The 20,647-nt window shown below is 67.4% G+C and carries 26 protein-coding genes; 10 read left to right on the forward strand and 16 right to left on the reverse strand.

Translation table 11 applies throughout. The features are described 5' to 3' along the window. Positions 1 to 108 precede the first annotated feature (108 nt). Entirely contained in the window at positions 109 to 435 is a 327-nt protein-coding gene (locus tag BXA03_RS24210; protein ID WP_076511738.1) for a helix-turn-helix domain-containing protein, read from the reverse strand. A 164-nt stretch (positions 436 to 599) separates the two neighbouring features. On the opposite strand from BXA03_RS24210, the gene BXA03_RS24215 reads away from it, so the two are divergent. After that, a complete protein-coding gene (locus tag BXA03_RS24215) occupies positions 600 to 893 on the forward strand; it encodes a helix-turn-helix domain-containing protein (protein ID WP_076511739.1) in 294 nt (97 codons plus the stop codon). 215 nt (positions 894 to 1,108) lie between these two features. Here BXA03_RS24215 and BXA03_RS24220 read toward each other — a convergent pair whose 3' ends face one another. After that, the gene (locus BXA03_RS24220; protein WP_076511781.1) at positions 1,109 to 1,666 is read right to left on the reverse strand and encodes a helix-turn-helix domain-containing protein; all 558 of its coding nucleotides are present in this window, start codon (positions 1,664 to 1,666) and stop codon (positions 1,109 to 1,111) included. Between the two features lie 468 nt (positions 1,667 to 2,134). Between BXA03_RS24220 and BXA03_RS24225 the strand changes: the two genes are divergently transcribed. The 4 genes from BXA03_RS24225 to BXA03_RS24240 all read left to right on the forward strand — a co-directional run bounded on the left by BXA03_RS24225 (position 2,135) and on the right by BXA03_RS24240 (position 6,111). Beyond that, entirely contained in the window at positions 2,135 to 2,413 is a 279-nt protein-coding gene (locus tag BXA03_RS24225; RefSeq protein ID WP_076511740.1) for a helix-turn-helix domain-containing protein, read from the forward strand. A 164-nt stretch (positions 2,414 to 2,577) separates the two neighbouring features. Beyond that, complete coding sequence (locus BXA03_RS24230) at positions 2,578 to 2,853, forward strand: helix-turn-helix domain-containing protein (RefSeq protein ID WP_076511741.1); 276 nt, start codon at positions 2,578 to 2,580, stop codon at positions 2,851 to 2,853. Positions 2,854 to 3,086: 233 nt separating this feature from the next. Continuing rightward, a complete protein-coding gene (gene pabB / locus BXA03_RS24235) occupies positions 3,087 to 5,246 on the forward strand; it encodes an aminodeoxychorismate synthase component I (protein WP_076511742.1) in 2,160 nt (719 codons plus the stop codon). 28 nt (positions 5,247 to 5,274) lie between these two features. Continuing rightward, the gene (locus tag BXA03_RS24240; protein ID WP_076511743.1) at positions 5,275 to 6,111 is read left to right on the forward strand and encodes a DMT family transporter; all 837 of its coding nucleotides are present in this window, start codon (positions 5,275 to 5,277) and stop codon (positions 6,109 to 6,111) included. Between the two features lie 24 nt (positions 6,112 to 6,135). Here the strand turns inward: BXA03_RS24240 and BXA03_RS24245 are convergent, their stop codons facing one another. Further along, positions 6,136 to 6,846 carry an autoinducer binding domain-containing protein gene (locus BXA03_RS24245; protein WP_076511744.1) on the reverse strand — a complete coding sequence of 237 codons (711 nt, stop codon included), beginning with the start codon at positions 6,844 to 6,846 and terminating at the stop codon, positions 6,136 to 6,138. A gap of 246 nt (positions 6,847 to 7,092) precedes the next feature. Between BXA03_RS24245 and BXA03_RS24250 the strand changes: the two genes are divergently transcribed. Continuing rightward, positions 7,093 to 7,710 (forward strand): acyl-homoserine-lactone synthase, encoded by a 618-nt coding sequence (locus BXA03_RS24250; protein WP_076511782.1) that lies wholly within the window; start codon positions 7,093 to 7,095, stop codon positions 7,708 to 7,710. Between the two features lie 140 nt (positions 7,711 to 7,850). Here the strand turns inward: BXA03_RS24250 and BXA03_RS24255 are convergent, their stop codons facing one another. The 12 genes from BXA03_RS24255 to radC form a co-directional block, all read right to left on the reverse strand. Continuing rightward, positions 7,851 to 9,812 carry a DUF3363 domain-containing protein gene (locus tag BXA03_RS24255; RefSeq protein WP_076511745.1) on the reverse strand — a complete coding sequence of 654 codons (1,962 nt, stop codon included), beginning with the start codon at positions 9,810 to 9,812 and terminating at the stop codon, positions 7,851 to 7,853. Positions 9,813 to 10,141: 329 nt separating this feature from the next. Further along, positions 10,142 to 10,786: a S26 family signal peptidase gene (locus tag BXA03_RS24260; RefSeq protein WP_234983821.1), complete on the reverse strand. Its 645-nt coding sequence runs from the start codon at positions 10,784 to 10,786 to the stop codon at positions 10,142 to 10,144. Between the two features lie 43 nt (positions 10,787 to 10,829). Continuing rightward, the gene (locus BXA03_RS24265; RefSeq protein WP_076511746.1) at positions 10,830 to 11,093 is read right to left on the reverse strand and encodes a chromosome partitioning protein ParB; all 264 of its coding nucleotides are present in this window, start codon (positions 11,091 to 11,093) and stop codon (positions 10,830 to 10,832) included. Further along, complete coding sequence (parA, locus tag BXA03_RS24270; protein ID WP_083716429.1) at positions 11,090 to 11,857, reverse strand: ParA family partition ATPase; 768 nt, start codon at positions 11,855 to 11,857, stop codon at positions 11,090 to 11,092. The genes BXA03_RS24265 and parA overlap by 4 nt, the downstream gene beginning before the upstream one ends. Positions 11,858 to 11,884: 27 nt before the next feature. After that, positions 11,885 to 12,862, reverse strand: a complete 978-nt coding sequence (locus tag BXA03_RS24275; RefSeq protein WP_076511747.1) for a replication initiator protein A — start codon at positions 12,860 to 12,862, stop codon at positions 11,885 to 11,887. A 21-nt stretch (positions 12,863 to 12,883) separates the two neighbouring features. Further along, positions 12,884 to 13,177, reverse strand: a complete 294-nt coding sequence (locus tag BXA03_RS24280) for a helix-turn-helix domain-containing protein (protein WP_143476436.1) — start codon at positions 13,175 to 13,177, stop codon at positions 12,884 to 12,886. Positions 13,178 to 13,269: 92 nt separating this feature from the next. After that, positions 13,270 to 13,704, reverse strand: coding sequence for a DNA -binding domain-containing protein (locus BXA03_RS24285; protein WP_143476437.1), 435 nt, complete (start codon positions 13,702 to 13,704; stop codon positions 13,270 to 13,272). A gap of 181 nt (positions 13,705 to 13,885) precedes the next feature. Further along, positions 13,886 to 14,089 (reverse strand): transcriptional regulator domain-containing protein, encoded by a 204-nt coding sequence (locus tag BXA03_RS26720; RefSeq protein WP_143476438.1) that lies wholly within the window; start codon positions 14,087 to 14,089, stop codon positions 13,886 to 13,888. An 81-nt stretch (positions 14,090 to 14,170) separates the two neighbouring features. Then, positions 14,171 to 14,518, reverse strand: a complete 348-nt coding sequence (locus BXA03_RS24290; RefSeq protein WP_076511748.1) for a DUF2958 domain-containing protein — start codon at positions 14,516 to 14,518, stop codon at positions 14,171 to 14,173. Positions 14,519 to 15,068: 550 nt separating this feature from the next. Next, positions 15,069 to 15,377 carry a DUF736 domain-containing protein gene (locus BXA03_RS24295; RefSeq protein WP_076511749.1) on the reverse strand — a complete coding sequence of 103 codons (309 nt, stop codon included), beginning with the start codon at positions 15,375 to 15,377 and terminating at the stop codon, positions 15,069 to 15,071. A 739-nt stretch (positions 15,378 to 16,116) separates the two neighbouring features. Then, the gene (locus BXA03_RS24300; RefSeq protein WP_076511750.1) at positions 16,117 to 16,509 is read right to left on the reverse strand and encodes an ATPase; all 393 of its coding nucleotides are present in this window, start codon (positions 16,507 to 16,509) and stop codon (positions 16,117 to 16,119) included. A gap of 173 nt (positions 16,510 to 16,682) precedes the next feature. Further along, positions 16,683 to 17,213, reverse strand: a complete 531-nt coding sequence (radC, locus tag BXA03_RS24305; protein ID WP_076511751.1) for a RadC family protein — start codon at positions 17,211 to 17,213, stop codon at positions 16,683 to 16,685. A gap of 395 nt (positions 17,214 to 17,608) precedes the next feature. Here radC and BXA03_RS27585 point away from each other — a divergent pair, with 395 nt between their 5' ends. Further along, positions 17,609 to 17,965 carry a helix-turn-helix transcriptional regulator gene (locus tag BXA03_RS27585; RefSeq protein ID WP_200803429.1) on the forward strand — a complete coding sequence of 119 codons (357 nt, stop codon included), beginning with the start codon at positions 17,609 to 17,611 and terminating at the stop codon, positions 17,963 to 17,965. 29 nt (positions 17,966 to 17,994) lie between these two features. Further along, positions 17,995 to 18,402 carry a site-specific integrase gene (locus tag BXA03_RS24315; protein WP_234983823.1) on the forward strand — a complete coding sequence of 136 codons (408 nt, stop codon included), beginning with the start codon at positions 17,995 to 17,997 and terminating at the stop codon, positions 18,400 to 18,402. Here the strand turns inward: BXA03_RS24315 and BXA03_RS24320 are convergent. Further along, a complete protein-coding gene (locus BXA03_RS24320; protein WP_369822467.1) occupies positions 18,386 to 18,742 on the reverse strand; it encodes a helix-turn-helix transcriptional regulator in 357 nt (118 codons plus the stop codon). The two genes, BXA03_RS24315 and BXA03_RS24320, sit on opposite strands and share 17 nt — an antisense overlap. A 209-nt stretch (positions 18,743 to 18,951) precedes the next feature. Between BXA03_RS24320 and BXA03_RS24325 the strand changes: the two genes are divergently transcribed. Further along, entirely contained in the window at positions 18,952 to 19,233 is a 282-nt protein-coding gene (locus BXA03_RS24325) for a helix-turn-helix domain-containing protein (protein WP_076511753.1), read from the forward strand. Continuing rightward, entirely contained in the window at positions 19,230 to 20,555 is a 1,326-nt protein-coding gene (locus tag BXA03_RS24330; RefSeq protein WP_076511754.1) for a type II toxin-antitoxin system HipA family toxin, read from the forward strand. Before BXA03_RS24325 ends, BXA03_RS24330 begins: the two co-directional genes overlap by 4 nt. The last annotated feature ends 92 nt before the right edge of the window (positions 20,556 to 20,647 follow it).

Below are 20,647 nucleotides of genomic sequence, written 5' to 3' on the forward strand. Positions count from 1 at the left end.
AAGCACCGGATCGGGTATGGACGGAGCGGCGTCCCTGCGCCCATGCGACGGGTCAGGAGCACAGGGGGGTGAACCATGGCCTCAAGGCTCAAAGCCGCAGCAGCATGATCAGAGGCATGAAGAGGCTTCGCTGGTGGCCTCGGCCTTGGACAAGCTCTCCTCGAAGAGCGCGCCAATGCGCACGTCCAATGCGGCTGCGATGCGTCCTAGCGTCTGCGTTGAAGGAGATACCAAGCCCCGCTCAACACGCGAAAGCATGGACAAGGATAGGCCGGAGACCCGCGCGAGTGCTGAAATCGACATGCCCAACCGCTCGCGATGAGCACGGACATGCATCCCAATCCGTAGCTCCACGGATCCATCCACGCCGCGCTTCGGCGCTCGCACCCTTGCAAGCAACCGCTTGGGGATGCACACGGGTTCCGACGAGGGCATGGGAGAAGCTTGTTGCACGGCAAGGTCCTTTCACAAGCGCCAAGAGCGAACCCACGGCGGCCGTTATCTACGTATTTCGTAGAGCACTTTAGCCCAAATACTTCGAATATCGTAGGGTGACGCTCAACGGTCCGCCCACGTCCAGCCCCATATTCAGTCGACGCATGCGCGAAGCGCGTCTTCGAGCGCGATTGCCTCAAGACCGATTGGGCGTTCTCATCGGGCTGGACGAGTCGAGCAGCAGCGCCAGAATTTCTCGCTACGAAACCGGCGTGCACGAACCTTCGTTGCCCACGGCGCGAGCGATCGCCACGGTTTTGCGGGTGCCTCTCGCCTACCTTTACTGCGAGGACGACGTCACAGCGGAAATCCTCCTCGAACTGCACATGGGCGACGACGCCATGCGGGCACTGTGCCTTGAATGGCTGAGGACCGGCCGCCGGACGCACCACCCCTGACTCGTCGCCGGCGGCAAGCCGCATGGACTTCTTTCTGCGTCAGGCTTCTGGGCAGAGGATGCTGGCGCATCCTGCCGCTCCCACAAGTGAATGGCCGAGGCACGGGCCCCGCAGTCGGCGACCCAGCACCCGATGAAGTCAGCCCCTCTGCTCATCACCACCCTGCTTGGGATGAGCGCTCACCATTCGCTGTGCACGCCCCCTCCTGCGCCCGCTCAGGCGCGCAACGTGAACACGATGGACAGATAGGACACCGGCCGAACGACAACCGCCTCGACACCGTGCAAGGCACTCGCATCGAACAGCATGGAGTCACCCGCGCTCAGCTCCATCACCCGCGGGCCGTAGCGGTACTGGACCTGCCCACTGAGCAGGTGAATGAATTTGAGCCCCGGATGCTGGAAATTGGCATACGGCGGCGCCTCCGGCTCCAGTCGAACCAGGTAGGGCTCCACGAACATCTGGCCGGATAGAAGGTGGCCCAGCAATTCGTAGTGGTAGCCCGCCACGGCACCCAGCCGATCCACGGGCATCCCCTGCCCTCGCCGCACCAGGCTGAAATCCATGCGCTCCGCCTGGTCTGCAAAGAAGCGGGCCACCGGAACGCCCAGCCCGCGGGCGATGCGTTCGAGGGTGTCGACCGAGGGAGACACTAATCCGCGCTCGATGCGCGACAGCATCGAGCGAGACACACCGCTGGCCTGCGCCAGCCCCAGCCCCGACAAAGATGCCGCGGTGCGCAGCGCCCGGATCTGGGCGCCCACCCGGGACACGGTCGATTCCGGCTCGCCGGCCTTGGACTGCCGGGGGGTCGGCAGCGCCGAGACCGGAATCTGGATGACGCGGCCGGACGGCAGAGGCGAGGCCTTGCGCAGGCGGCTCATGGGCCCAGCCCCCCGCTGGCCCACCGGCCCACACGCCACGGCGAAACCATGCCCCGTGCCGCCAGCCAGCGGGCATGGGAAGAGCGGGCGCGAACGGAGCGATGCACGGCAGATCCACGTCAGAAAGGCCGCCAGTGTTCAAACAACCCTTCCCCCCCTCAAGCCTTGCCCCAGAGGCAACCACTGCTGATTGAATGGACCCGGCGCGGCGCCGCATGGGCAATGCATGCAGGGTTGCAGGACCGACACACGCACCAAGGCAGACCCGCCGGCGAGGTGTTGCACATCACGGCCACACCGCTGTTTTGTACCATACATGCGGGTGCATAAACAGTTCACCACCACGAGATTCGGTGGGTGCGCACCCACCAGGATCCCGAGCTTCTCCAGGCCTTCGCGGCCGAGATCCGGGCGCGCCGTCACGCCGCGGGCCACAGCCAGGAAGCGCTGGCTTTTCATTGCGGCCTGCACCGCTCCTTCATCGCCAGGCTGGAGCTCGCGCGAAGCAGCCCGTCGATCACCGTCCTGTTCCGACTTGCCGAGGGTCTGGCGACGCCGCCAGCGACGCTGGTCGATGCGGTCGCGGTACGGCTGCGACAGGAGCGCGCCGCACGCGCGCAGCAGTCCGACGCCTGAGCACCCGGGTCCGTGAGACCGACGCGGCATGGGCCCTCGGTGCCCCGTCGAGACAGGACGCCAGCGAACGGCAAGGGGCCCGCCGTTTCGTGCCATGCACACACCTCTTTTTTTGCACCATACAAGCGGGTGCATAAGAACCCATTGACCGGGAGAGTCGGCGCGTGCGCGCCCACCAGGATCCCGACCTTCTCCGAGCCTTCGCGGCCGAGGTCCGGGCGCGCCGGGATGCGGCAGGCTTGAGCCAGGAAGCGCTGGCCTTCCAGTGCAGCCTGAACCGGACCTTCATTGCCAAGCTGGAGCTGGGCCAGACCAGCCCGTCCCTCACCACACTGTTCCGACTGGCCGACGGCCTGTCCGCCACGCCGACCCAGTTGGTCGAAGCCGTGGCCGTGCGGCTGCGCAAAGAACGTACAGCCAGCCGCCGACGGGCCGCCTGAAGGCGGCCGCGCAGCGGCGCCGCCGGCACCAGACCGGAAGGGCACCGAGCGCGCCACGGGTGGCCGACACCGGCGCGCAGCGGCAGGTTCCGACGCCGGCCACGCCACCGCTCCCCTTCGCCTGACTTCGACGGACGCCGCCACCGCACCGGCGAACCTCCCATTTTCCGGAGGTTGTATTTGGCGCAAGCACGTTCAGGATGGCCGCTTCCCTTTCACGTTGGAGGCCCTCCATGCGCACCCTGCTGATCGACAACCACGATTCCTTCACCTACAACCTGTTCCAGTACTTGGCCGCCAGCAACGGCGTCCCGCCCGTGGTGGTGCGCAACGACGAAATGGACTGGGCCGAGGCCTCGCACCTGGGCTTCGACAACATCGTGATCTCGCCGGGCCCCGGCCGCCCCCAGCAGCCGGCCGACCTGGGCCTGTCGGCGCAGGCGCTGGCGCAGGCCGACGTGCCCATCCTGGGCGTCTGCCTGGGCCACCAGGCCATGGGCCATGCCTGCGGCGCCACCGTCGATCTGGCCATGCGACCCATGCACGGGCGGATCGACCGCATCTCGCACTGCGGCCGCGGGCTGTTCCAGGGCATCCCCGACCGTTTCGAGGCAGTGCGCTACCACTCGCTCGCCGTGACCCAACTGCCCTCCAGCCTGGAAGCGCTCGCCTGGGCGCCGGACGGCACGCTCATGGCACTGCGGCATGTGCGCAAGCCCTGGTGGGGCGTCCAGTTCCATCCCGAGTCGGTCTGCACCGAGCACGGCGCCCGCCTGTTGCGCAACTTCCGCGAACTGACCCTCGAATGGCAGCAGAGCCGGGTACGCCGCAGCACCTGGGGCAGCTTCATCACGATGCCCGAAGCGGCCGAGCCGCCAGCGCCCGCCTGGGATGTGCGCGCCCGGTGCCTGGATTTCTTCGTGGACCCAGCCCGGGTCTACCAGGCGCTCTTCGCCAGCCAGCGTCCGGCCTTCTGGCTGGACAGCAGCCAGAACGGGCCCGGCATCGCCCGCTTCTCGTTCATGGGCGATGGCAGCGGACCGCAGAGCGAATACCTGAGCTACGACAGCGAAAGCGGCGCGCTGCATGTGCAGCATGCGGACTGCGAGGAAACGCTGCCGCAGAGCGTCTTCGACTACCTGGGCCTGCGGCTCGCCAACGAGCCTGCCCAGTTGCACGCGCCGCTGCCCTTCGACTTCGTCGGTGGCTTCGTGGGCTACTTCGGCTATGAACTGAAGCAGGAGCTCGATGGCGACGGCGTCCACGAGGCCCCTGGACCCGACGCCGCCTGGCTGTTCGTGGACCGCTTCCTCGCCTTCGACCACGCGGAAGGCCAAGTGTGGATCGTCTGGCTCACGCCGCAAGGGGGCCAGGATCTGCATCAAGGTTGGGTCGAGTCCATCGCGGCCTATTTGCAGGCCGAAGCCGAGGCCATGCCGCCGCCGCCACCGGAGAGTCGGACCCAGGCGGCGAGCCAGGTGCAACGCATGCGCTGGCACACCCCTTTGCCGACCTATCGCACGCTGATCGAACGCTGCCAGCAGGAAATCCGCATGGGCGAGAGCTACGAGCTCTGCCTGACCAACCAGCTCGTCGGCGTCGGTCGCGTGGATGCGATGGCGCTCTATCACATGCTGCGCTCGCGCAATGCCGCCCCCTACGCGGCCTACCTGGCGCTGCCGGAACTGAGTGTTCTCAGCGCTTCGCCGGAGCTCTTCCTGGCCATCCTGCCGGACCGGACCGTCGAGTCCAAGCCCATCAAGGGCACGGCACCGCGCGGCAACACCCCCGAAGAGGACGAGCGGATCGCCCAGGACCTGCTGTCCGACGAGAAGACCCGCAGCGAGAACCTCATGATCGTGGACCTGCTGCGCAACGACCTCAATCGCAGCTGCGAAGTGGGCAGCGTGCATGTGCCGGTGCTCTTCGGGATCGAACGCTTCGCGACCGTGACCCAGATGGTGAGCACCGTGCGCGGCCGGCTGCGCAGCGACCTCACGGCCGTGGACGCCGTGCAGGCGGCCTTCCCGGGCGGCTCCATGACCGGCGCGCCCAAGAGGCGCACGATGCGCATCATCGACGCACTGGAAGGCGCGCCGCGCGGCGTGTATTCCGGCAGCCTCGGCTATCTGTCGCTCAACGGCGCCGCGCGCCTGAACATCGTGATCCGCACCCTCGTCGTGCAGGACGACATGCTCAGCATCGGCGCGGGTGGCGCCATCGTGGCGCTGTCCGATCCCGATGCCGAGGTCAATGAAATCGTCCTGAAGGCGCGGGCCCTCTGGGACACGCTCAAGGCCTGCGGCGCAGCGCTGGACGACGCGGACCTGCAGGGCATCGCGCCGGCCGCGCCACCGGTTTCCCCAGGCGACGGCCAAGCCCGTGAGAATTGATGCGGAGGGCCGGTACGGCCCCGCGGCCATGGCCGCTGCCATGGGCTGCTGGGCCGGCAACGATGCCCTGGTCAAGCTCTGCGCACACGACCTTTCGGTGACGCAGATCCTGGCCATCCGGGGCCTCTTCGCCAGCTCGCTCGCGCTGACCCTGGTCCTGCTTGCACGCGAGCGGCTTCAGCCACGCGCGCTCACGCGCCCAGCCGTGGCGCTGCGGTGCACGCTGGAGCTCGCCACGGCCGCCAGCGCTACCTGGGCACTGGCCCACGCGCCCCTGGGCGTCGTCACGGCCATCACGATGACCGCCCCCATGCTGGCGGTGCTCGGGGCACAGCTGCTGGGCTGGGAGGCGCGCGCATGGACTCGCCTGCTGGGCGTGCTGGCGGGTCTCTTCGGCGCCCTGCTGGTCGTGCAGCCATGGCAGAACCAACAACCGCCGCTCGCGGGTGTCGCGGCGGCATTCATCTGCGCCCTGTGCCTGGCCGCCCGGGACCTGAGCACGCGACGCCTGGCGCAGGCCCTGTCGGCGCGCGCAATGACGCTCCTGACGAGCGCCACTGTCGGACTTGCCGGCCTGGGGGCCTGGCAGGCGACGACGCCCGCCCCATCCGTCACTCCATGGCACTGGGGACTGTTGGCTGGCGCGGCCCTATGCGCCACCGCAGGCAACCTGCTGCTTGTCGCGGCGCTGCGCAGCACGCATCTGGGGCGCGTCATGCCCCTGCGCTTCAGCCTGCTGCTGTGGTCCACCTTGCTGGGCATGCTGATCTGGCAGGAACGGCCTTCGACGCTCACCTGGGCGGGCCTCACACTGATCGCCGCAACCGGCGCGGCCGCGTTGCGCAAGCGCGCCCCCTTCGCCTGAGCGCCATCGCGCGCGCCGGCGTCTTCAGCGAAGCATGCCGGTGGCAGCGGCCCGCGCCGTGGCCGAGGGACGGTTGCGCGCGCCCAGCTTTCGCCCTGCGTTCTTGATGTGGAACTCCACGGTGTGCGACGACGTGGACAGGATCTGCGCCGTCTCCGTCGACGTCTTGCCGTCGGCTGCCCAGCGTAGCGCCTCACGCTCGCGGGGTGTCAGCGGCGCCAGGTGCAGGCCCTTGAGCTGGAGGATCCGCTTCGTCAAGGCGGCGTGCGCCACGTTGACCAGGAAGCGCAGGCGGACCTCCTTGGTACGAAGTTCAGCCTGGCCGATCGGCTCCGAGGACCGTGCAAGGGTGAGCATCCCCACGCCGCCCTCCGGTCCGTAGCAGGCCTGGGCCCGCCCATGGCGAAGTCCAAACGACCGCGCTTCGTCCCACAACTGTTGCGCGGACCGAAAGAGACCGTCGCACCACAGCACCGGCTCCAGCGATGCGTGCGCATGGGCCACGGTGGGATCGACCCGAAGGTAACCGGCCTCTTTGTAGCGCTCTCGCCATGACTCCGCGTAGTTGTTGACCAGGTAAAAGCGCCGATCGGTGAACGGCAGCGGGTACTGGTAGCCGTAGGCACACCACTCGAAGCCAAGCTGCTCTGCGCACTTGGCCACCGTATTGAAAGCCTGCCGAACATCCCCGCTCGCATCCAACGCATCCAGCAGTGCGCCGCCCCAACTCTCCATGTGGTTCCCCTCATCGGACGTTGACACATGACCGTCACAAAAGATTAACGAAACATGCGCCTTTTATGCAACAGCTGTGCGCTCGATGAGCAGTCATCGTCTTTGGCAACTCGCGATCCAGACCCCGGCTCGCGCACTCCAAGGCGCACCGCAGCGCGTTCAACGCGGCGCGCAACTACCAGATTCAGCAGGTACCTCGGCAGCGCGTCTTTGCCTGAAATCGCGGTGATCACACCGGAGGATTTCATGCACTACCTGACAGGCAACGCGCAACAACTCGGCGCCACCTTGGTCGATGCGCTCGGCCGCTATCGGCACCAGGTTTTCGTCGAGCATCTGGGCTGGCAGTTGCCCGATGCGACCCCTGGCGCAGAGTGGGACACCTTCGACACGCCGGGCACCGTGTATGTGGTCGCACTTTGCAACCATGGTCGAATTGCCGGATGCGCGCGCCTGCTGCCGACCACCGGTCCGTATCTGCTCGCCGATGTCTTTCCCGAACTGCTGAACGGCACCCCGTGCCCGCGCTCGGCCGCCGTGTGGGAGCTGTCGCGCTTCGCGGCCTTCGATCCCGAATCACCGCCTGCACGAGGCCACACGCTGGGTTCGCCCGCTGCGCTCGACCTGCTTCGGGTGAGCCTGCGGGAGGCCGCACAACGGGGTGCCAGGCAACTCGTAAGCGTGTCCCCCGTGGCCATCGCGCGGATCCTGCATCGAGGCGGCTTCGCCCACGCCCGGCTCGGCCCACCGCGCGAGGTCGCCGGTCAGCAGCTGTTCGCCTGCAGCTTCAACGTGGCGCCTGACGAGGACGGGGCCGGCGGCCTTGAGGCCACACCCAGCGCGTTGGAAGTGGAGGCGCAGTAACCCCCATCCCCTCGCGCTGCGGCGACTCGGACCCGCGTCCGCATGCCCACGCCCTTGCTCAGCTGGCAGCGCAACTGCGCGTTGGGGCGCAGTCCACCCCAACAGTGACGAACAGAAGGCCGCCAGCGCATGGGGAGCCCTCAGCGGCCGATCCCACGGCTGCGCCCCACCTCCCAGTTCACCGTGCTGCCTCGGACGGTCACGCTCAGAGCCTGGCCAAGGCGCGTTTCGATGACGGGCCGCCAAGGCACCAGGCAGAAGCCGTGGCCGTCGTCGAGCAAGGCGAAGCGGCCGCTGACGAGCTGAACGGACGTCCGATAGGTGCCCTGGGCGCGAACGCCGTCCTGGACGGCTCGCCACACCTTGCCGGTCTCCGCCTCGAGCGCTCGGCCATGCTGCTCGACCTCCCGCGCGATCAGCGCCTGCAGCAGGTTTCTGTTCGGCACCACGTACGCCCCTTGCTGCTGCGCCAAGCCCTGTGACGCCAGCACACGCAGTCGGTCCTCGAGCGCACGGCGCACCTGCGCGCCGAAGCCTGCGGCAGCGGGATGCTCGGACGACTCGGCGCCAACGAGTTGTCGATCCAGCCATGTGGCGCCGCACGCATGAACCTGTTGCTCGACCGGCAGATGACAACGGACGTCCACATGCAGACCTGCAGCACCCTTGCGGCCGTCGTGATCCCGGGCCCGCTCGGCCAGGTCATCAGGAATTCGCCAGACCCCGTCAGTCACGCGCTCGACGACACCACCGCGTCGCAGGGCCTCCAGCCGGCGGGCGCAGGCCGCCAGCACCTGTTCGACATGGGGGTGCCGGCTGGTCTGAAGCGCGGCGCGATGCGCAGCCACCTCATAGAGACCGCCCTGAGCGGCTGCCCGCACAAGACCGTCGGCCGCGCGCCCCAGGGGCGGCGGCCCACAGGCCACGATGCTTCCCACAGGAATACCGGACAGATCGCGTCCCGCGGGCAGCCGGACGTAATGGGCACGCCCATCGATGCCGTCGATCACCAGGTACGGTTGCTCCAGCAGCTCGTCGTGCAAGCCCTTCGCATGGACACGCCCCAGGATGCGAGCGTCTGGCGGTGGATCGGGCACCAGTGATCGCGCCTCGCCCGCCATGGCGCGGTGCAAAGTGCGAAGGATGTCGCCACGCTGCCCCATGGTGGAGAGCGTGTCCGCCAGCCTCGGAGAAAGCTGCCATCGGTGCGCGTCGATCTTGCGCGCGAGCCCCAACTCCCCGAGCCGCTGCAGGCGCCCCCGCAGAAGCGTATCACGCGCAGAAACCCGGTCCGGCACCGGTGCGGACCTCAGCACGACGACGCCATCCACGGCCTGACGCAGCAGTTGCCGGTCCAGGCCGGTCAGGCGCTCCTGCTGCACCTCGCGCTGCTGGGCACGCTGGATCTCGAGCTCGGTGCGCGGCCCGAGCCACTGCGTGACGATCTCGCTGGCCCGGTGGCGAATCCCGTGGGCGGCATAGTCGGGAGCGATCACCAGGTCCCGCTCATCGCGCGCGCCACCCACCCGTCCTCGCAGCACGATGTGCGTGTGCGGGTTGTCTGTGTCCCAGTGGTCCACGGCCACCCAGTCCAGCGGCGTCTCCAGGTCCGTCGCCATCTGCTGCATCAGCCGCCGCGTGAAGCCGCGCAGGTCGTCGAGCTCGGCGGCGTCCTCGGGCGAGACGATGAGACGGAACTGGTGCCGGTCACCACGGCCGCGCGCCTCGAAGGCCTTGAGATCGGCCACGTCCGTCTCGGCACCGTAGGCTTGGGCCTTCTGGCCGTCGCGCGTCACGCCATCGCGTTCGATATACCGCAGGTGGGCGAGCACACCCGCCTTGCCCGCACGCCGCAGCACCACGAAGCGCGACTTCACAACCACCCGCCGCGCATCAGCACCCAGACGGCGGCCTGCCGCGCCAGCGGCGACTCGCCCGCGCCCAAAGGACGACGCCGGTCGCCCATCGCCCACGCGCGGCTTGGCGCCCGATGCGGACGCCGCCTTCAGCACGCGCGAGATGAAGGCCTGGGGACGGCCACGGCCACGCGCCTTGGGCGCGCCAAGCAGGGGCCGGAAGCGGTCGTCATCGGCAGCCGCCATGGCGCCTCCGACGATGGGACAACGGCACGGCGAAGGCACCGCGGCGGCGGGGCCGGTGCCGCGCCAAACCCTTGTGCAGACAGGAGAAACGCCCTTGGGTGTGCCGCCCCTTTTCTCTTGCCCTCCCCCTGCAAAACCCGGATCCACCCCGCACCCGGATGCGTGACCCGCAACGGGCAGACCTGCCGGACTGCGCAATGCGCCCAGCAGGCGAGCCGGACGCCGCAGCCTCCGAGAGACATCGATTGCATGTGCAAGAGCCGCGATCACGCAAAGCCCATGAGGTCTCTGCGGCACTGGCGATGACACGAGAAGGCATCTCGATGGCCTCACCAGATCCACAACGGCCGCGCGATGCCGAGCACAGCGTCGGCGCCGACGGGACCGAAGTAGCGACTGTCGAACGAAGCCGGATGCGCGTCGCCCAGCAGGAACAACTCGCCATGAACGAGCCGTCTGCAATGCAGCCACGAAGGCAAGGGACGGCCCGCCCCGTCGTGCGCCAGCACGACGCCCACGGCGGTATCCTCGATCACCACTTGCTGCCCAGACACGCACACCCGCTCCGGCGCCATGGCACCGATCCGCTTGAGCACCGGCACGCCCTCAGGCAGGTAGCCCCGCTGCGCGGCGAACGACGCAACGGCGTGCGGTAGCCGCGCCAGAACGATGGCACCGGGGTGGAGTGAACGCGGATCGCGCGGCGCGTCGATGCGATACCAGCCGCGCGCCACGCTGGCCGTCGGATTGAAGACAACACGGACAGGCAATGGCAGGGCAAGTGGCGCGATCAATGCGCCACTTGCGAGCACCATGCCGACCAACAATCCGGCACGTAAAAGTACGACGCTCATGACCGCCACCGCTGCCATGACGGCATCACGTGAAGCGGCGATATGCCCGAGAACGTACGTCCGGCAGCCCCGCGCGCGGCGCGCGCCAATCCGGTTCCTGACCGAGTTGCACGCAGGCATTCGACGTCCTCGCGACGTGCGGTGGTGCGTAAGCATGGCACCGTCATGGCTGCGGCTCCGGGTATTCGCGCTCCAGCAGTTCGCGCAGCATGTCGGCTGCCGTGATGCCCCGCTGAAACGCCGTCACCTTGATCCGTCCGCGCAACGCGGGCGTCACATCGATCGTCAGCCGCGCAGTGAACACCTGGGACTTGGCGGGCGCAGCGCCGCCGTCCTCCCGATGCACCCAGGCCGTTGCCGGATCGAGCGCCGGCCGGCGTCCGATCACAGGTCGTGGCGGCAGCTTGAGTGGCGGCGCCTTTGTCATCGCAGTGCCTCCTGCGCGGCATCGGCCAACGCCCAGATCTCGCGGGCCGCAGCGCCCTTGGGCGCCACCTCCCACACCAATTTGCCCGCCGCCACGCAGTCGGCGAAGGCGATGCGCTGCGCGATGTCGGCGCGCAGCGTGGGAAACGGCTGATCCGCCAGCGCATCGCGCGCCTCGCGTCCGATGACGGTGCCCACGATGCGCCGGTTGATCACGAAGGCCGCGCGCAGACCCGGCCGAAACACCTGCGCCTCCTGGATCAGGGCCACCATCTCCTGTGTCGCCCAGACGTCGTAGGCGCTGGGCTGCACCGGGATCAGCACCAGGTCGGCGGCGAGCAGCGCCGAGCGTGCGAGCGACGCCACCCGGGGCGGGCCGTCGATGACGACCCGGTCCGCCTGCAGCGCGATCTGCGGTACTTCCTTGTGCAGCGTGTCACGCGCCAGCCCGAACACGCCGTAAAGCCGACCCTGACCGCTTTGAAGCCGACGCTGAGCCCAGTCCAGCGCAGACTCCTGCGGGTCGGCATCGATCAGCGTGACGCGCTCTCCTCGACACGCGAAGGCGCCTGCCAAGTGCGTGGACAGCGTGGTCTTGCCGGCGCCGCCCTTCTGGTTCAACAGGGCGATCACCTTGCCCACCAGGCTGGCCTGCGTGGCGGCCTTGACGCTCAAACCGGGGGCCGGCGGCACGCGAGGGCGTGGCTCAAGGCCGGCACTGCCCGTTTCCTGGGCACCCCAGATCTCACGCGCGCGGGTATTCATCAAGTTAGTCCCTGTTATGGATAAAAGTTAAGGAAGACCCAAACCCTTGTCCCGTGCGGGTTCCAGCGGGTTTGGCGCCGGTGATCTCCCGAGCGCCGCGCCGCCGATCTCCCGTGCCTCCTGCCGGTGATCTCCCGAGCCCATCCCCACACGATCCACAGCTTGTTCCACAGGACCTGTGGATAAGCCGGCAACGTCATCGCGTCGGAACGCCAGCCAATCGGCGGCCCCGATCCGTTCGATCAAGAGCCGATAGCCGGGCAGCGACTGGCGCTCAGCCAGGGTGCGCACATGCAGCGCAAAGTCGCGGTAGCGCTGCAGGCTGCCGGACTTGGCATGGAGGTATCGCAGCTCGAAGCGCCAGCCACTGCGCTGGCGTCCGCCGTGCTTGCGCACCAGGCGGTACAGCCAGCGCTCGATCCCGCCCGTGAGCTGGAAATAGGTGCGGTCCAGCGTCAGCACCAGCGCGTTGTCGATCACGCCGGAATAGAACCAGTCTGGCAGGATCAACTCGATGCCAGCAGAGCGGCCATCAGGGCGGACGCAGTCGCGCCACTCGTTGATCCACGAGAAGCGGTGCATGCGCCGCCCGGCCTGCCGGATCGAGGTCTGCACCGTGGTGGACTGCAGCCGGTCCAGCGAGGCCCGCAGCGCGAGGTACTCGGTCTGGCCCGTGCCGCGCTGCGTGAAACGCAGGATCTCGTAGGGCGTGGCCGCCATCAGGCGCGAGGTGGGCCTGCCCTCGTCCCGCGCCTGCACGATCTGGCTCGCCGCCCAGATCAGCACGTCGGCGTCCCAGATGGTGGCGATGCCGTGCTCGGGCACACCCTCCACCGTCAGGGACACGGCGCCGGCCTCGAAGCGGATGGGCACCACGCGCCGCGACTTGGCCAGGCTGAAGAAGGGATAGGCCATCAGGTCCTGCGCATCGCGCAGCGCCATGTCCTCGGCCGGCAAGGCGCGGAACAGCGTGAGCTGCTCCCGCTCGCCAGATCGCCTGGACATCGCCACGCCCTGCTCTCCCGCTCAACGCACCGAATCCCGGACCGCGTAGCCCGGGTCCGAGGTCATGCCGAAGGTGTTGCTGTCGGCATAGGCCAGCAGGTCCACCCGCGCATAGACGACCCGGGACCCGAACTTGCGAAAGCGTGGCCCGCCGCCCAGCACCCGCTGCTTCTCCAGCGTGCGGGGCGACAGGCGCAGCAAGGCCGCCGCCTCCTGCGTGGTCAGGAACTCGGGTTCGGCACCCGTGCCATCTGGAGCGGGCCGAGTCGCAGCCACGGCCATGGGGCGCGGGGGAATGGAATGTGCGGTCGCCATGGAGGCCTCCATCTCGGTGGATGGGCCGCGATCCATTCGCAGCCCGATGGAGGCAGTCTCTGGAAACGGGCGGCGCTCGGGCAGGGAGAGATTCAGTGCCCGGCTTCGTCTCCGTGGGCGCCATCGTCCCTCTGTCGCAGCCCAGCCAGTCCGAGGTAGCCGCAACGCATGAAACCCTCAGCCCTCGACACCAGGTGTCGCACCTGGGCACGCATCACGCCGTCCGCATGCCACTCGCGTCGAACGGCCTCCAGGCCGAAGAGCGCGATGGCCAGTTCACGGTGCGACGCACCGGCCTGCACGGCATCGAGCGCCTGCAGCGCGCGCAGGTGCAGCAAGCCGCTGCGGCTCGCCGAGCGGTTGGAGGCTGGGCACAGCGTCCGGCCATCGAGCAGGCCTGCGAGCGCCTGGAACTCAGCCAGCTGGCGCCGCAGATGCGGTGTGAGCGGGACGGTGCAGATGCAAGGCGCGCCATCGGACATGCGCTCGTCGAGCAGGATGCGGGCATGCCGGGAACCGATGGACACGGTCAGGACAGCATCGGCCGCGCCAACCAGATGCTTGCGGCCGGCGATGCGCCAGAGGTCGAAGCACTGGGCGCCCGCGCCGACGGCGGCCCGGATACCTGCATCCGATGGACGCACGTGAAGCGCGCCCTCCGCCGCGCTTAGCCAAACAGGGCAAGCAGTCCGTGCATCCTCCTCAGGATCAGCGGCGACATCGCAACCCCCATCGCCTCAGCGCGTGCAGGGAGCCATGCCAACGCCCAAAGCGCCAGGCGCTTCGGTAGGCGGGATGGCGCCGCAGGTACTCCCAGGCCAGCGCGGCCCCGTCGAGCTCGAGCAGGTAGAGGTAGGCAGCGCCCGCGCACCAGGGTGCTTCGGACGTGCCGGCAGAAGAGTGGATCGTCATGGCGCAGCGCTGGTGAACGAAAAGCGCAGGCTGGCACGTTGGCGTCGCCTGCGCGTGGCTTTCAGCGCCTCGACGGCCGACCTATGCCACGATGCGCCCCGCGAGTCGCGCGTCGCGCGCATAGAAGGAGATGGCCCTGTCGGCGTGGAAATACAGGTCCCGCTCGACCGGCGGGCCCAGCGGTCCCCGCAGCGCGGCCAGCTCCGCGAGGCTCATCCACCCGAGCTCAGGGTGGCCCTGACCCAGGTCGCACAACCCGAAGGCATGGTCTTCATCATCGGGATCGATCTCGGTGAGCAGCCACGTCGCGCCCGCATCGGGCGTGAAGAGCTTGACCACCGGCCGCGGATCGAAACTGTGTTCGTCGAGGGATTGCCTGCCGTTCTCCAGCAGTTGCGCACGTTGTTCGTCGGTGATGAGCGTCGTCATGAGGAATGCCTTTCCATGGTTGCCGGGCGGAATTGCCCAGGCCAGGCAGGACACGGCGAAGCGCAGCCGTCACAGGTTCCGCAGGACGGACGCAGGCCGCCAGCGTGCGACGCACGCGCAGACCTTGACGGCGAGCACGCCGTGGCACGATGGCCGAACCGCAAGCCAGCCCCCAGCGCTCGTCTCCCCGCAAGCGAAGCGCGCAGCGCCCTGGGCGCGAAGGCGTCAGTGATCGAAGCCCGACAGGGGCCAGACACCTGGCTTCGCGAGGCCAGGTGGCTGGATGCACAAGCACGAGAGCGCGGTGCGGCATCGCCGCAGACGCACGAATCCGCAATGCCGGAGAGTCGGTTTGTCGGAGCCTCGTCGAACCGCAGAGACGGGTTGACGGCTTTACGCTCCTGCGCAGAACCGCCAATGCACAGAATCGGCTCTACGCGGAAACGGACTTCCCCATACGCGATGGTGAGCCTTGGCAAGGCCGCCCATCGGCTGGCGCTGAAACAAGACGGAGCGCCCCGCCTCGGCGGGGCGCTCAGGGCGTGGACGATCAGTCGGCCTTGGTGCGTGTCCAGATCAGTTGGTGGGCACCTTCTTCGCCTTCGACCAGGCGGGCGTAGATGGTGGACGGGAACGATGGGTCATCGAGCGTCACCGAGAGGTAAGGCCGCTCCGCACGGCTGACCTTCTTCCAGGCGGCGCCGATCTCCAGCCCGTTGCCGGCCACGATGCGGAAGTCCGGGGCGTTGTCGCTGCCCTTGTCGTTGGGGACGATGCGGACCTTGACGTTCAGGGTGAGGGTGCGCACGGTGCCGGTGTAGCTGTTGCCGGAGGCGGTGAAGTTGCCGATGGTGCTCATGGTGATTCCTTTCGAGGTGGTGCCAGGTCCGCGCCCATCGCGGCCTTGTGCGGTGATCCGACCGGCGGGGGTCGGGCGCGTCGCACCGGAGGCCGCAACGCAGTGGAGGACCGGCAGGCCCGGCAAATTTGCCTCGCGAGGAATGCGCGCAGCGCAGGGGAAATTTGTTGGGCAGGCCGGTTGCGGCGATCAAGCCCGAGGCAGGCCGCAGCGCAGCGGCAGCGAAGTGCAGGCCTGCCGTGCCCGCGCCAGGATTCACGCTCAAAGACAAGGCCGTGGGAGCGGACCGACCCTCGCAAGGAACCGGGGGCACTGGCCCTGCCACCTTCGTGCACCCATCCGGCCCCTGCAAGAAGCCTGCGCCGTTCATCCGCATCGACATCGCGTCGCAGGAGCTCACGACATCGCCGGTCATTGCCCGGCAAAGGAAGGTGCCAGCGATGCGAAGGTCCGCCGGGCCGACACCCGGCTGAACGAGCCGAGTCCTTCCCGTCCGCGTCTGCCCTGGGAAGGTTGCGGGAAAGCCTCCAGAGACGCCCACCAGCCGGCACCAGATGCAAACACCCCCCATTGCGCTGGCAGCGAGAAGCAGACGCGGGCCACGCCCGCTGAGTTCGCGGAGGTTCTCGCCTGCGGCACGAGGCAGCCGCCCAAAGCCGAAACCGAGCGCATGGCCCACACCGATCATGCGCACCCACACGCCCCCCGGTGGGGCGGCGCGTCGTCGGCATCCGGCCGATCAGCCCTGGGCGGACACCATCGCCTCGAGCCGCGCGATCACACCCGGCTCGACGAAGACGCAAGCCTGCCCATCGCCGATCGCAACGTTGAACACCCGCGTGAACACCTCGCGCCGGAGATGCGCCAGCCTCCCTGTGCGATAGGCCCGCTCAGGCTGCAAACGCGTGGAACCTGCAGATACGCCGCTGCGCGCCGGATCGCATTCGATCAGCGCGACGAAACCTTCGTCGAACAGCTTTTGATGCTCGGGGCACAGGCCCCAACCCGTCGTCGTGTGACGCTCCATGCTCGCGCGAAAGCGCTTGTCCATCAGCACATGGCCGGTGTCGAACAGCCTGCCGCAAACGAGACACAGGTGCTGCTCCAGCGAAACATACGATTTGTCGTCCATGAGGATCTCCGGTTGCTCGGGCGGGATTGCCCGAGACCGTCATCCGCGCGGCGCAGCGCAGGCCGTCAGGGGCCGAAGGCGGCCGTCAGGCCGCAAGCGCCAGCGGCGCGCCGCCCTTGAAGGCCGAGCACGCCGTGATAGGGTGAAGGGAGCAGCAAGCCGCTCCCCTTCGTTCAAAGAAGCCCGAGCTCTGCGAACGACACCACCGTTGGGCCCGCGACGATCAGGTGGTCGATCACCCGGATGTCCACCAACGCCAGCGCGTCCTTGAGCGTGCGTGTGAGCAACTCATCCGCCCGCGAAGGCTCGGCCGCGCCAGAGGGATGGTTGTGGACCAGAAGCAGGGCAGCCGTGTTGCGTGCGAGCGCCTCCTTGACGATCTCGCGCGGATACACCGAAGTCTGGCTCACCGTCCCGCGGAACATCTCCACGTAGTCCAGCACCCGATGCTGTGCATCCAGGTGGATCACGGCGAACACCTCGTGGGGCAACGTCCCCAGGCGCACGCGCAAGAACTCCCGCACCGCAGCCGGCGAGTCCATCAGATCGGCGCCCCGCACCTGACCTGCAAGCACCTGCTGTGCCGCCAGGAGCACCTCCTCGGCCGTTGCACGGCGGTACTCGCCCGCATGGTCCTGGACCAGCAGAGCAGCAGGGACTACGGTACTCAGGGAGTGGAAAGAGGAAAACAGATCGTGCGCCATGACGGCCTCCAGTGACCGGGCGGAATTGCCCGGGACCGGAACCGGCACATCGCAGCGCAGCGGTCACAGGTTCGAAGACGGCCGCGAGGCCGCCAGCGTGCGAAGCACGCGCAGACCTTGACCGCGAGAACGGTGTGCAAGGATGAAGGGAACCAGCAAGCCAGCCCCCGCCCGCCCCTCCCCAAGGGCGAGCGGAGCGCGCAGACCGTCGCACGGCGGCGGCCGGAGGCGTGAAGGATCGAAGCCTGACGGCCAGGACGACATCGTCGACCTGGGGCGAAGCCCGAAGAGCCTGACGGCAGGAACTGCCGGCACGCGCAGACTTGGCAACTCAGCCAGCCTCACCCCGTAAGCCAACCTCGCGATGTCAGCAAAACCCGTCACAAGGCGCAACCATGCCCAACAGACAGCACAGCATCTCTTCGTCACCCGAAGCCGAGCCAGCGTTCCTCCGCCTCTCTGACGTCATCCGCATCACCGCCTTGAGCCGCTCGACCATCTACCGCCGCATCGCCGCCGGCGAGTTCCCTGCACAGGTCTCGCTGCGGACGTGCGACAGGCTGGCGCCGCGAAGCACTCCAGACTTGGCTGAACGATCCAACAGGTTTCTGAGCCCTCGCGACATGCGAGATACGGCGCGGCGCTTCAGGGGGCGCAGGTCCGACACGTTGCTGCGGCGGAGCGAGCGTTCGGGCCCGGGTAATCGTCAAGTGCGGTTGATGCATCAGAGCTTGCCAACGGTGCTGCGCTGACTGGACCCGCAGGCCGGATCTTTCGGAGCATGGCCAAGCGCTCCGAGAAGAGGCGCTACGTGAGCGACAACACGGTCAACAGTGCGCTGCGCACGTTGGGCTACGACAGGAAGGAGCAGATCACGGGACATGGCTTTCGCGCTACGGCCCGCACCCTCATCCGGGAACTGCTCGGCTGGGATCGGGAGATTATCGAGCAGCACCTGGCACACGTGTCGGATGAAGAGCTTGGCAGCAGCTATGACCGCACGACGCATTTCGAGCAGCTACGCCGGATGATCCGGGTGGGGGCGGATCTGCTGGACGACCTCGCTGATGGTCGAACGGCCGAGCCGACGCGCGATCTGCGCCGGCTGGATGCTTCGCCGCTGCCATGGGTGAGGAGCGGCCTGCCCCAGGGCCTTGGGGGTGCGGTGGACGTCAGGGCGGCGGCGTAGGCGATCGGTAGCCGTCAGGATCGTCGATCCACGCTTGAAGCGCGGCACTCGGCCAAGCGGCGGCCCTGCCGCCGAGACGGACGGGTGCAGGGAAGCGGCCCTCAGAGACCCGCCTATAGACCGTCGAGCGGCTGAGCGAGGAAATCCGCATGACGTCGTGCAGGCGGTAGAAGGCCGGCGGGGCCTTGGAGGGATTCGGCTTGGGCAGGGTTTGATGGAAGAGCATGGCGGCACCTTGTCGAGCGATGTCGCAAGGATGCGTCCTGGGGTGCCTCATAAAAACCCAGGAGGGCGCAGTCTGTCGTATGTGGTTCAGGACCTGGATTGGTGCAAACCTCATCCAAAATTGATGCCTTATATGCTAATAATCGTGGCGAAAGCTTGCTCCTTTCCTCATGTACAAGCATTCTCCCCAGTTCATTTGATAGCATATAAAGCATAATTTTCTATCGATATTCATGCTTTATGTGCTATAAATTGTCCTGCTGAAAGTGAGGCTTGCGTTGGAGCTTTCGTCTTTCATCTTAAACACGATAGCAAATAAGGCATATGAACACCTTGCTGGATCTCGGCCGCGCACTCGCGCGCTTGCGCAAGGAGCGTGGCATGACGCAGAAGGAACTGGCCAACCTGTGCGGCATGGGCCAGTCCACCCTTGCGCGCTTCGAGACCGGCGGCGTCGCCGAATTCGGCTCCCGCAAGTTGCTGCGCCTGCTGGAAGTTCTCGGCTACGGGATGGACTTCGTGCCGATGAAGCGCGAATTCACGCTCGACGACGCGCTGGCGGAGCGGCAGCGCGCCTTTGAGGGCGTCGGCGGGGTTCAGCGATGAAACTGCACGTCTTCGTCCACGACAGGCCGGTGGCGACCTTGGAGTCTGCCGATGGCTTCCGGCACATCATGGCCTACCACCCGGACGTGGGTCCCGAGCAGTTCGTCTCGCTGCTCATGCCGGTGCGGACCGAGTCTTACGCCTACCCCGATCTGCATCCCGTGTTCCGCATGAATCTGCCGGAAGGCTTTCTGCTGTCCATCCTGCAGGAGCAACTGGGGCCGCACGTCGGCGCATCACCACTCAACCTCTTGTCCGTAGTGGGGCGCAACGCCATTGGACGCGTCAAGGTGGCGGCTCGGGGCGCAGACCCTACACAGCCCCCTGTAGCGTTTGAACTGGGGGCCATTCTGCGCGGCGACAACTCAGAGGCGGCCTTCGTGGAACTGGTCCGCCGCTACGCCGTCTCCGGGGTGTCGGGCGTCGTACCGAAGTTCCTGTCGCCCAACACGCTGGCGGAGTATGGCAAAGGCACGCTGGCCACTGACCGCCACATCATCAAAGGCACCACGGGCAGGCTTCCGGGCGTTGCGTTGAACGAGCACTTCTGCATGGAGGTGTCGCGCCAGGCAGGGATTCCGACGGCACAGACGGAGGTGTCCGACGATGGCCAGGCGCTTGTGGTGCACCGCTTCGATTTCGAGGACGACGGTGCCACGCGCAAGGGCATGGAAGACCTGTGCAGCCTGCTGTTGCTGCGGCCGGAAGAGAAGTACCAGTCGACTTGGGAGCGCGTGGTGGGCCGCATCAAGAATGTCGTGACCATCGCGGCGCAGCAGAACGCGGCGCTGTCGCAACTGGCGGACCTGCTGCTGTTGACCTATGCGCTGCGCAATGCGGACTGCCACACCAAGAACATCGCATTGTTGTACTCGTCGCGCGAAAACATCGTCCTGGCGCCGGTCTACGACATGCTGACGATCACGGTCTACGACGACTACGCGAAAAATCCCCCAGGGATGCCGGTGGAGGGGCGCAGCACCTGGATGCCGGGCAAAGCGCTGGAGCGGTTTCTGCAGACGCGCTGCGGCGTGATGCCCGCCCAGGTCAAAGAGCGCACGGAGCGCATCTGTGAGGCCATCGTTCGAGTGACTCCCCAAGTGGTTGAGGCTGCAGGGCGCTACCCGGTCTTTCACGAGACAGGCAAGCGCATGCTGCATGCGTGGAACGCTGGCATGAACAGTCTGCGGCTGCAAAAGACCTGGAGCCTGCCATCGCTGCAACAAGCCATCGAGCAGGCGCGCTTTTCGGACGTGAAGCCAATCACTCCCACGCCCAGGGAAAAGATTGGACGATCTCCCTTGCTGGGGAGGCGCGGATGAGTCGCCGATCAATCAGCCGCCGCGCGTTGAGTAGCCTGGATCCGAGGCGCACCTCGAACCTTCGCATGACGCGTGCCATCCACGGATGGTTG

Origin of the sequence: Pseudacidovorax sp. RU35E (assembly GCF_900156165.1) — a bacterium.
Lineage (GTDB): Bacteria > Pseudomonadota > Gammaproteobacteria > Burkholderiales > Burkholderiaceae_C > Xenophilus.

What these genes read in the sequence shown, in the direction of transcription:
- BXA03_RS24210 (WP_076511738.1), bottom strand. Translation starts at nt 435, where the DNA reads ATGCCCTCGTCGGAACCCGTGTGCATCCCCAAGCGGTTGCTTGCAAGG.
- BXA03_RS24215 (WP_076511739.1), top strand. Translation starts at nt 600, where the DNA reads ATGCGCGAAGCGCGTCTTCGAGCGCGATTGCCTCAAGACCGATTGGGC.
- pabB (WP_076511742.1), top strand. Translation starts at nt 3,087, where the DNA reads ATGCGCACCCTGCTGATCGACAACCACGATTCCTTCACCTACAACCTG.
- BXA03_RS24240 (WP_076511743.1), top strand. Translation starts at nt 5,275, where the DNA reads ATGGCCGCTGCCATGGGCTGCTGGGCCGGCAACGATGCCCTGGTCAAG.
- BXA03_RS24245 (WP_076511744.1), bottom strand. Translation starts at nt 6,846, where the DNA reads ATGGAGAGTTGGGGCGGCGCACTGCTGGATGCGTTGGATGCGAGCGGG.
- BXA03_RS24250 (WP_076511782.1), top strand. Translation starts at nt 7,093, where the DNA reads ATGCACTACCTGACAGGCAACGCGCAACAACTCGGCGCCACCTTGGTC.
- BXA03_RS24255 (WP_076511745.1), bottom strand. Translation starts at nt 9,812, where the DNA reads ATGGCGGCTGCCGATGACGACCGCTTCCGGCCCCTGCTTGGCGCGCCC.
- BXA03_RS24260 (WP_234983821.1), bottom strand. Translation starts at nt 10,786, where the DNA reads ATGCCTGCGTGCAACTCGGTCAGGAACCGGATTGGCGCGCGCCGCGCG.
- BXA03_RS24265 (WP_076511746.1), bottom strand. Translation starts at nt 11,093, where the DNA reads ATGACAAAGGCGCCGCCACTCAAGCTGCCGCCACGACCTGTGATCGGA.
- parA (WP_083716429.1), bottom strand. Translation starts at nt 11,857, where the DNA reads ATGAATACCCGCGCGCGTGAGATCTGGGGTGCCCAGGAAACGGGCAGT.
- BXA03_RS24275 (WP_076511747.1), bottom strand. Translation starts at nt 12,862, where the DNA reads ATGTCCAGGCGATCTGGCGAGCGGGAGCAGCTCACGCTGTTCCGCGCC.
- BXA03_RS24280 (WP_143476436.1), bottom strand. Translation starts at nt 13,177, where the DNA reads ATGGCGACCGCACATTCCATTCCCCCGCGCCCCATGGCCGTGGCTGCG.
- BXA03_RS26720 (WP_143476438.1), bottom strand. Translation starts at nt 14,089, where the DNA reads ATGACGATCCACTCTTCTGCCGGCACGTCCGAAGCACCCTGGTGCGCG.
- BXA03_RS24290 (WP_076511748.1), bottom strand. Translation starts at nt 14,518, where the DNA reads ATGACGACGCTCATCACCGACGAACAACGTGCGCAACTGCTGGAGAAC.
- BXA03_RS24295 (WP_076511749.1), bottom strand. Translation starts at nt 15,377, where the DNA reads ATGAGCACCATCGGCAACTTCACCGCCTCCGGCAACAGCTACACCGGC.
- BXA03_RS24300 (WP_076511750.1), bottom strand. Translation starts at nt 16,509, where the DNA reads ATGGACGACAAATCGTATGTTTCGCTGGAGCAGCACCTGTGTCTCGTT.
- radC (WP_076511751.1), bottom strand. Translation starts at nt 17,213, where the DNA reads ATGGCGCACGATCTGTTTTCCTCTTTCCACTCCCTGAGTACCGTAGTC.
- BXA03_RS27585 (WP_200803429.1), top strand. Translation starts at nt 17,609, where the DNA reads ATGCCCAACAGACAGCACAGCATCTCTTCGTCACCCGAAGCCGAGCCA.
- BXA03_RS24315 (WP_234983823.1), top strand. Translation starts at nt 17,995, where the DNA reads ATGGCCAAGCGCTCCGAGAAGAGGCGCTACGTGAGCGACAACACGGTC.
- BXA03_RS24320 (WP_369822467.1), bottom strand. Translation starts at nt 18,742, where the DNA reads ATGAGGTTTGCACCAATCCAGGTCCTGAACCACATACGACAGACTGCG.
- BXA03_RS24325 (WP_076511753.1), top strand. Translation starts at nt 18,952, where the DNA reads ATGAACACCTTGCTGGATCTCGGCCGCGCACTCGCGCGCTTGCGCAAG.
- BXA03_RS24330 (WP_076511754.1), top strand. Translation starts at nt 19,230, where the DNA reads ATGAAACTGCACGTCTTCGTCCACGACAGGCCGGTGGCGACCTTGGAG.